Source organism: Sphaerochaeta sp., assembly GCF_050178175.1.
Classification (GTDB): domain Bacteria; phylum Spirochaetota; class Spirochaetia; order Sphaerochaetales; family Sphaerochaetaceae; genus Sphaerochaeta.
Genome location: NZ_JBFXGH010000087.1, coordinates 1 through 9,276 on the forward strand (window position 1 = coordinate 1; position 9,276 = coordinate 9,276).

The window sequence follows — 9,276 nt, forward strand, 5'->3', positions numbered from 1 at the left end:
ATTACCATGGTCGACCCCTCCGGCCCCCCATCGGTCATCAACTTGATGGTATCAAAGACACGCATCGATCCTATGATGGTAACAATGGCAACCATCATGACCGTGGGCATCAACAGAGGAAGCTTTATCTTGAAGAAGAGCGTAAAGCGCTTTGCTCCATCAATGCGGGCGGCCTCGATGATATCGCCGGGCATATTGAGTACAGCACCCATGAAGATGAGCACGTTCATTCCCAAATTCTTCATGACTCTGTTGACGATGACACTGGCCATCGCCCACCCTTTCTCAAAGAGCCAGTTAGGCCCTTCTATCCCAATGAGGGAGAGGAACCAGTTGATCGGTCCTGCATCCCCTCCTTGCAAGAGATACTTCCAGACAATTGCCCAGGCCACCCCACTGGTGACCACAGGCAAGAAGATAATTCCCCTCACAAACCTGGTTCCCATCTTCCCGCCCCCAAGATAGAGAGCGAGCAAGAGGCTGAAGACCAGATTAAGAGGTACCACACCTGCACTGAAAATCAAGGTATTTACCAGTGACTTGGAGAACAGTGGGTCTGCAAACAGCAGACGAAAGTTCTCAAGTCCATTGAACACACTTGTTCCAAAGAGCAGATTCTTCTCCTGTACACTGTACAGGAACACCGAAACCAGTGGGAGCAGGACGAAGAACACGAATCCTGCCATCTGTGGGGTTATGAATGCCCATCCAATGATGGCATCCCGCCGATGATTTGCTTTCAAGGAATGTTGTTTCATTCGTCCATACTCCTACCCACCTTACTTACTATTTGATGTACTTTGCGTAGACTGCAGCAACCTCATCAAGGATAGCACCTACATTTGCATTCTTCTGCCAGAGCTTGTCAAATACCATCTTCGATTCCACTTCAATCTGGGGATACTTCACATGACTGGGAAGTACACGACCGGTCTTGATGGATGCAGCAACTGCATTCTGCATTTGCTCCTTGCTTACACTCTTGTTACTGGTGAGGAATGCCTCTGATTCAAGAACAGACTTTCTTGCTGGTGGCCAAATACCACTCATGGCAGCAACTGAGTCCTTGTTGGTCATGTAGGCAACCAATTCACTGGCAAGAGAGGCCTGCTTACCCTTGGAGTGAGCACCGATAGCAGCCTGCCCGATAACTGGGGACGCCCCTTCAGGACCGGAAGGCATTGGGGCGATTCCCCATGCGAATGCGGCATCATCGAGCTTGGAAACACGGCTGATCTGACCAACGGTCATGGCAGCATTCCCTGCAAAGAAGTCACTTTGGTTCCCTGGAGGAACAACAGAAACATCCTGGTAGACCATATCATGGAAAAGTTGTACAGCAGCGACAGATGCATCACTGTTGATCAAGACCTGTCCATCATCGGTCCAGAAATCACCACCATAGGAACGGACAATTGGTGCAAGGTTGTGGAGGATACGGGCATCATAGCCTTGTCCATCTACAGTCTGGAAACCCCAAACACCAGTCTTTTCCTTGATCGTCTTACTTGCCATCTTGAAGGCTTCCCAATCCCAGGCACCCTCTGCTGCATACTGCTCAGGAGTTTTTACCCCAGCCTTGGCAAAGAGGTCCTCGTTGTAGAGGATAAAGAAGGGAGAAGTTGAGAAAGGTATTGCATACACATTCCCATCTTTGCTCCACAGCTCAAGAGCATCACTGGAGATGTCCTCGGGGTCATAGGCCTGCATGGCATCATTCAGGTTGGCAAGCAGTCCACTTTCGATGAATGCAGGGGCCGCTGTTTCAAGAACCCAAAAGAGATCAGGACCATTCTGGCCTTGCAGTTCCAAGGAGAGCTTGGTGTTGTACTCTGCAAAGGGAATGGATTCGAAGGTTGCATCAATCTCGATACCCTTCTGTGCTGCAAATCCCTGTACAAAGGAGTCAAGCAATGCAATCTGATCAGGGTTGCTGGTCCAAGTGGCGATAGTCATCGATACAGGACCGCTAGGAGCAGCTTCTTCCTTAGCGCCAGCAGCAAAGGCCATACCCATAGCAAGAAAGAGAACGAGCAGAAAGGTCAGTAGACGTACTACTCCCTTCGTTTGGTTTGTTTTCATACAATCCTCCTAAAGTGTTTGATTAATCATTTAATCAGTCACTGTATGGTACCCTTCGTTTGGACATCCGTCAATAAAAAAATGCAACTCTCAAAAGAAAGCTGCATGCAACAAGAGATATATCTGTATTAAGCCAACAGTACCAGACTCAGTGCCATGACCATCATACCGGCAATAACACCAGCGATTGCAATGTGGTGTTCACCATACTCCTCGGCAGTGGGCAACAGTTCATCCAAGCTGATGTAAACCATGATACCTGCCACAGAAGCGAAAACAAAACCAAAGGTGATATCATTGAACCAAGCCCGAAGAAGGAAGTACCCGATGACAGCCCCTACCGGTTCAGCGAGGCCACTGAGCAAGCTCAACCAGAAAGCCTTCTTCCGGCTCTTGGTCGCATAATAGATCGGGGCTGCAACGGCAACACCCTCAGGAATATTATGGATAGCAATAGCCACAGCAATGCTGATACCCAAACTTGGATCAGAAAGCCCTGACATGAAGGTAGCCAAGCCTTCGGGGAAGTTATGGATTGCAATTGCGAGTGCACTGAAGAACCCCATTCTCATAAGGCGGGCATCATCGCCTGCCTTCACTGGTTTCAAGTCACCAGGAACGCCTTTCATCTCATGTGGGTTCTCATATTCAGGAATAAGTTTGTCAATGATGGCAATAAGGGCAATACCGACAAAGAATGCAATACTGGTCATCCAGTACCCTTGTTTCGGCCCCATTGCTGACTCAAGCGCTTCACGAGCCTTAACGAAGATTTCAATCATCGCCACATAGATCATGACTCCTGCTGAAAATCCAAGAGCTGCGGCAAGGAAACGTGGATTGAATTTCTTGGAGAAGAAGCTCATCAGAGAGCCGAGCCCTGTACCCAACCCTGCAAAAACGGTCAATCCGAAGGCGACCAGAAGTGTTGAAGTAGAAACATCATACATAGCGAGAATCTCCCGACATTGCGTGCGATACCTAACCCTATCACGAGCAGGAATTCAGAGCAACAGGAACTGATTGACAACCGGTAGATAAACGCAGTAGAGTATGTGCATATCAACTATATTCAAAATGTATATAGTCATTAAGGGAATAGTAATGAAGGAACACCCGCCAGCTGGTTGTCCTGGCAAGAACCATAAATTGGAACACTTCCTGGAAGTCTGTCTTTTGTTGTTGCTCTATAATGAAATAGGGCATGGATACAGACTCATGGAACAGCTAGAGCAATTTGGCTTCACCAAAGAAGAACTCAATGTAAGCACACTCTACAGAACCCTCAGGAAAATGGAAAAGGAAGAACTGGTCTGCTCTTGCTGGGAAGAAGGTGGTCCAGGACCAAAACGAAGAACCTACGAGATAACAGACACAGGAAAGGAAAATCTTTCGCAGTGGATCAATATCCTGAAGATGAGGAAATCCATGATCGAGCAACTGATTTCCGTCTACGCTGAAACAATACACAACGACAAGGAAACCAAATGACTACAATTATCATCATCTACAGTTTGGTAGCAGTAAGCTTGATCATCTCCCTGGTCAAGAGCAAGGAAAAGACCAAAAAGGCTATGCATGTAGCAGGAAAAGCCTTTGTAAAGACTGCACCAAGCCTATTGGCAGTTCTCGGTATCGTCGGACTTACCTTCGGAGTGCTTGACGAACAGACCATCTCATCCTTGGTCGGGGAAGAAGCAGGCTTCTCCGCTACCATCATTGCAGCTGTTCTTGGTGCGATAACGCTCATCCCGTCCTTGGTGGCATTCCCTCTCGCTGGTTCTCTTCTACGCTCAGGGGCAACCGTGGTTACCATCAGTGCCTTCATCACCACCCTGGTGATGGTTGGAATGGTTACTGCTCCCATGGAGATAAAGACCTTGGGCAAGAAATTCACCATCCTACGCAATTCCCTTGGGTTCCTCGCCGCCCTGCTCATTGCAGCTATCATGGAGGTATTCCTATGAAACGCTTTACCGTGGTATTTATTATTCTCGCAATCTTCATCGCACTCGCCATCTTCTCCCCCGAAACAGCAGAGCGTTCCTCAACTGCTCTTTGGGACTATTTCAAGGAGATGGCATTGATTATGCCCCCTGTCTTCCTCCTGATGGGGTTCATGGAAGTCTGGTTGCCGAAGCAGAATGTCCAGAAATGGTTGGGCAAGGAGTCTGGGTTCAAGGGAGGGGTTCTCTCCCTCATCCTCGGCACCCTTCCTACCGGTCCACTCTATGTTGCCTTCCCCATGACCGCCAGCCTCCTTCGAAAAGGCGCAAGTATTGCGAACATGGTTCTCTTCCTGGGAAGTTGGGCAGCATTGAAGATTCCCCAGCTCTTGGTTGAGATCAAGTTCTTGGGGTTGCCGTTTACCCTCCTGCGTTTCTCACTGACGCTGGCAGCCCTGATTGCGATAGGATTGATCATGGAGTTGATCCTCAAGCATGATAAAAAGAAAGAGTGGATGAATAGTGACCTGGAGCAGGTAACCGCGAAACAAAAAATGGCCATGAAAGGGTAAGGGAAACCAAGCGGGAGGACCGCTATGATCACACTGGTACGTGTCAAGAATCTATTGCTCAGCCCACTCATCAGATTATCGATCAGGCATCCGTCATTACAGGAGTCGAAGCTGTTTCTTATGGCCATGGCATGCTTCCCTGCAAAGATTGCCAAAACATATGACCAGAGACTATCCAAGGACCGAGAGACCTACCAAGAGCCGATAAGAGCTGCTCTTGCATGGCTCAGCGATTCCCACACCACCATACTCGACCTCGGTTGCGGTACTGGGGTTGGAACAATCCTCGCAAGCGATCGGTTTCCGGAGGCTTCCATCACGGCAGTGGACAAGAGCCCTGAGATGATCAAACTCTGTAAACAGAAAGTACAGGAGCAAAAAAGTAATACCATCCTTTGCGAGGTAGCTGACGCAAGGGCTTTGCCCTATCCCGATGGGAGCTTCTCCCTCGTACTCAGCAGCAATGCCCCGGTATATCTGGAAGAAGCTGTACGTGTATTGAAACCTTATGGTACTGTAGTATATGTATTTTCGTTTGCAGCCAAACCATTTCTCCAGGAAGAAGGAACTATCAAGAAATTGATGGAAACAAATGGGTTGCAGCTTGTATATCTGGGATCTACGAAAAAAGGAGTGTACCTCATTGGCAAAAGAACGTAGCACACATCTCTTCAATTCCATAGCTTCCACCTACGGTCTGTTCTTTCGATACCAGAAGAAGCGGTACGCGAAGAACCTCCTGGCGATGAAAAACACCGTTGATCTCTCTTCCTACAACAGCATAATTGATGTTGGTTGCGGTACCGGAGCCTTCTGCAGTGCCCTTTCTGACCTGGATCTGGAAGTAACCGGTATTGATCCAGCATCAAGGATGCTTGCAATCGCAAAAAAGAAAGCCGACAGGGACAATATTACATTCCTGGAAGCAGATGTGCTGGATGGGCTTCCTTTTCAGGACAACCAGTTCGATATAGCCATAGCCAGCTACGTCGCCCATGGAATGGAATATGAGCAGCGGAAAAAGCTCTACAGAGAGATGAGCCGTATTGCCAAGCACCTGGTGATCATCCATGACTACAACACGAACCGCTCCCCCCTTACCAACCTTATCGAATGGCTGGAAGGAGGTGACTACTTCCACTTCATCAAGCATGCAGAGACAGAGATGCGTGACTGTCTCGCCGAGATGAAGCAGTGCTTCAGGCAAGTGGAGGTTATCCCGATTGCTGAGCGTGCCAATTGGTATATCTGTACCCCTAACTGATATCCATGGAAGAATCAATCAATGTGTACAGATTTTCGTAAACTATTCATCCTAACTTTCAAAAATCTTGTAACGTTTCGAACCTTCATCCGTAGGATGGAGGTATACCCGAAACCAAGACGATACAACCATCTTTACACTACTAACTCTCAGCAATACAAGAATATCGATTCTTTTTACAACTTATGCCAACCCCTTCCCTGTTCCATACTGGGTAAAAACAGGAAAAGGAGCAGCATATGAAAGAGAAACAGGAAGAGACAAAGGCAGAGAGAACCAAGGTCATAGTCCTCAGCGGATTCGCCTTGGTGGTACTGTTCATCTTCGCCTTCGGCTGTTATGGATGCAGTTATCAGCCGATCACCCCTCCCGACCCAAAAGAGGCAGTTGATGTGACGTCACGTCTCATTGGATCAAGTTGGGTCCTTGATGATGCACAGGGCACACCGGAGGGGTTGGATGAACTGCACAATATGGTCCTGGATTCAATCATATTCAGTGATAGGCAGACAAACCCAGACCAGGAACTCTCACTCTCACTGCAGTTTGCTGATGTCCCCCCTCTCTCCGGCTCTCTTCTTTACCAAGAAGATGCAGGCTTCTTGCTTTCCATCGAGAACGCCCCCTATCCAGTAAGTGTCGTGTACTCACAAAGCAAGGATGGCAAGACCGAAACGCTCACACTCAAGGGCCAAGAAAGCAACATTCAGTGTTACTACTTGAAAAATTAATCATTTATGCAGATATTATGAGTAGAACGATTGATCATTGGCACTCGGTCGATGCCCGATCGTTCCATGAGGATAGATGCATATGACACAATATATACCACAGGACTTGCTGTTCTCCTCAATGGACCACCAGTCGGTTATGACCACTCCCTTCCTGATTGAAATGCTTGACTCAGCCCTGATAGAGCACATCCAGATGGGGAACATTGAAACAGCCTACGGGGTACTGGAGATGAGTATCAACCTGACCCAGACCCTGGAGGACAACACCTTGAGCGAAGCTGAAGGGAAAGACCTGCTTCAAAGGGTAAAACGGGCGATGAGCAAAGGCAACATAGCCCAGGCAAAACAACACATGGTGGAGTTTGCCTTACGGTAGAACAGAATCATCGTGAAATAGGAAGGGGGTCTTTCGCCAACACGAGAGCCCCCTCTTCTTCCTCTTTACTGTCTTGTTATCTCCCGATACTGTAGTACTCCACCCCGGCTTCCAGCATTGCCCTGCTGTTAAAGAGGTTTCTCCCGTCATATACCAGTGCAGTCCTCATCAAGGACTTGAACGCTGAAGGTCCCACATCCCTGATCTCCTGCCAATCGGTGAAGATGAAGCAAACCTGTGCTCCCTTTAGGGCATCCTCAACAGTCTGGGCATACTCCATCGGAAATTGATACTGACGCTTGCAGTTCTCTTCAGCCACTGGATCGAATGCAGTGATCTCTGCACCTTGCTCCAACAGGAGCGGGATATTGTAGACCGCTGGAGACTCTCGTAGGTCATCGGTACCTGACTTGAAGGCCAAACCCAATACAGCAACCTTGATCCCGTTGAAGGTGATCATACGATTGGCAGCCTTTCGGTACAGTTTATAGCGCTGTTCATTGTTCACATCCACAGCAGCGGTTACCGTTCTCAGGTTGTAGCCGTACTGGGCGGCAAGGTATTGCAGTGCCTTGGTATCCTTGGGGAAGCAACTCCCACCATACCCAATGCCGGCCTTCAGGAAGCGGGATCCGATGCGTTTATCATAGCTCATGCCAAGGGCTACATCCTCAATGTTTGCACCAACAAGTTCACAAAGGTTTGCCAGGTCATTCATGTAGGAGATCTTGAGTGCCAGGAAGTCGTTGGAAGCATACTTGGTCATCTCCGCACTTCTGCGGCTCACTGCCACGATGGGGAGATTGAAGGGAGCATACAACTCTCTGAGGATTGTCTCAGAGTGCTTGTCCTCGATCCCGATCACAATACGCTGGGCATGCATCATGTCATGCACAGCCGTTCCCTGTGCAAGGAATTCCGGGTTGGAAGCAACCTCAATACGAACAGGATGCACCAAGGAGTCCTTGATGAACTGCTCGACCTTGTCGTTGGTACCGACGGGAACTGTCGATTTGACCACAACCAGACAGTCGCGCTCGACGCTCTCGGCAATTTGCCGGGCAACTGAGGCCACATAGCTGAGGTTAGCCGACCCATCAGGAAGCTCAGGGGTACCTACCCCGATAAAGATGACATCAGGATCACGATAGGCACTCTGGTAGTCAGTGGTAAAAGAGAGGAGGCCCTTTTGGAGTCCTTCCTGGAGAAACTCCTCCAAATCGGTCTCATAGATGGGGCTGATTCCCTTGTTCAGCATCGCAACTTTCTGTTCGTCGATATCAACACAGGTGACCTGATGCCCTACATGGGCAAAGCAGACACCTGCAACCAACCCTACATATCCAGTCCCCGCAATCGTCAGACGCATAGGTTCTTCCTCCAAACTTCCTTGTAATGGTAAGAGCTGCATTGCGCATCTCGGTATAGTATAGTAACAGAATCTGGAGGGAAAAGACATGGAAACGTACAAAACAGCGACAGTTCAGTTCCAGCATACACCTGGCAATAAAGAGGTTAATCTGGAAATCATTGCTGCTTATGTTGATGAAGCCGGTAAAGATGGTGTGAAACTCATCGTATTCCCAGAGATGTGCATCACCGGCTACTGGCATGTAAGAAAACTAAGCAGAGAAGAGATTCAAGTCCTCTCAGAACCGGTTCCTGATGGGCCTTCCACCCGGAAACTTGTGGATCTGGCGACCAAATACAAGATGACCATCGGCGCAGGACTCATTGAATTGGCAGAGAATGGATCGCTGTACAACACCTATGTGGTAGCGCTCAGTGATGGCTCAGTCCACAAGCATAGGAAACTCCATACATTCATCAGCGCCCATATGGAAAGTGGTGACTCCTACACCGTGTTCGATACCCCAGAGGGAGTAACGCTAGGAGTACTCATTTGCTACGACAACAACATCATTGAGAATGCTCGTATGACTTCCCTCCTAGGAGCAGAAGTCTTGCTTGCCCCACACCAGAGCGGGGGATGCAACTCCGCAAGCCCGAAGGGAATGAAGACGATAGACCCACAGCTCTGGGAAGAGCGAGAGACCAGAACTGATGAGCTCTTGGCAGAATTCCAAGGTCCCAAGGGACGGGGGTGGTTGATGCGATGGCTCCCCTCCCGTGCTCATGACAACGGTATGTTCCTGCTCTTCAGCAACGGGGTGGGAAGGGACGATGATGAGGTGAGGACCGGGAATGCCATGATCCTGGACCCGTATGGAGAGGTCTTGGCTGAATCGAAAGCAATTGGCAATGACATGGTAAGAGCAGAACTCGACCTTTCTCTCATACC

At 48.9% G+C, this 9,276-nt stretch carries 12 protein-coding genes; 8 read left to right on the forward strand and 4 right to left on the reverse strand.

From position 1 onward, the window contains the following. The 3 genes from AB7S66_RS09325 to zupT all read right to left on the reverse strand — a co-directional run. A partial coding sequence (locus AB7S66_RS09325; protein WP_428519341.1) for a carbohydrate ABC transporter permease occupies nt 1–758 on the reverse strand: 758 nt, incomplete at its 3' end. A gap of 28 nt (nt 759–786) precedes the next feature. Further along, on the reverse strand, nt 787–2,082 hold the full coding sequence (locus AB7S66_RS09330) for an ABC transporter substrate-binding protein (RefSeq protein WP_428519343.1): 1,296 nt from the start codon (nt 2,080–2,082) through the stop codon (nt 787–789). Between the two features lie 128 nt (nt 2,083–2,210). Continuing rightward, nucleotides 2,211–3,032: a zinc transporter ZupT gene (zupT, locus tag AB7S66_RS09335; protein WP_428519345.1), complete on the reverse strand. Its 822-nt coding sequence runs from the start codon at nt 3,030–3,032 to the stop codon at nt 2,211–2,213. Nucleotides 3,033–3,186: 154 nt separating this feature from the next. On the opposite strand from zupT, the gene AB7S66_RS09340 reads away from it, so the two are divergent. From AB7S66_RS09340 to AB7S66_RS09370, 7 genes are all read left to right on the forward strand, one after another. Further along, the gene (locus AB7S66_RS09340) at nt 3,187–3,573 is read left to right on the forward strand and encodes a helix-turn-helix transcriptional regulator (RefSeq protein ID WP_428519347.1); all 387 of its coding nucleotides are present in this window, start codon (nt 3,187–3,189) and stop codon (nt 3,571–3,573) included. Continuing rightward, complete coding sequence (locus AB7S66_RS09345; protein ID WP_428519349.1) at nt 3,570–4,049, forward strand: permease; 480 nt, start codon at nt 3,570–3,572, stop codon at nt 4,047–4,049. The genes AB7S66_RS09340 and AB7S66_RS09345 overlap by 4 nt, the downstream gene beginning before the upstream one ends. Further along, entirely contained in the window at nt 4,046–4,600 is a 555-nt protein-coding gene (locus tag AB7S66_RS09350; protein WP_428519351.1) for a permease, read from the forward strand. The genes AB7S66_RS09345 and AB7S66_RS09350 overlap by 4 nt, the downstream gene beginning before the upstream one ends. 24 nt (nt 4,601–4,624) lie before the next feature. After that, complete coding sequence (locus AB7S66_RS09355) at nt 4,625–5,260, forward strand: class I SAM-dependent methyltransferase (RefSeq protein ID WP_428519353.1); 636 nt, start codon at nt 4,625–4,627, stop codon at nt 5,258–5,260. Beyond that, nucleotides 5,244–5,864 (forward strand): class I SAM-dependent methyltransferase, encoded by a 621-nt coding sequence (locus tag AB7S66_RS09360; RefSeq protein WP_428519355.1) that lies wholly within the window; start codon nt 5,244–5,246, stop codon nt 5,862–5,864. Before AB7S66_RS09355 ends, AB7S66_RS09360 begins: the two co-directional genes overlap by 17 nt. Before the next feature lie 239 nt (nt 5,865–6,103). Further along, complete coding sequence (locus tag AB7S66_RS09365) at nt 6,104–6,595, forward strand: hypothetical protein (RefSeq protein WP_428519357.1); 492 nt, start codon at nt 6,104–6,106, stop codon at nt 6,593–6,595. 82 nt (nt 6,596–6,677) lie between these two features. Beyond that, nucleotides 6,678–6,974, forward strand: a complete 297-nt coding sequence (locus AB7S66_RS09370; RefSeq protein ID WP_428519359.1) for a hypothetical protein — start codon at nt 6,678–6,680, stop codon at nt 6,972–6,974. Between the two features lie 76 nt (nt 6,975–7,050). Here the strand turns inward: AB7S66_RS09370 and AB7S66_RS09375 are convergent, their stop codons facing one another. After that, nucleotides 7,051–8,343 carry a UDP-glucose dehydrogenase family protein gene (locus tag AB7S66_RS09375; protein ID WP_428519361.1) on the reverse strand — a complete coding sequence of 431 codons (1,293 nt, stop codon included), beginning with the start codon at nt 8,341–8,343 and terminating at the stop codon, nt 7,051–7,053. Between the two features lie 88 nt (nt 8,344–8,431). Here AB7S66_RS09375 and AB7S66_RS09380 point away from each other — a divergent pair. Further along, nucleotides 8,432–9,276 (forward strand): nitrilase family protein (locus AB7S66_RS09380; RefSeq protein WP_428519363.1); only part of this gene is annotated, 845 nt, incomplete at its 3' end.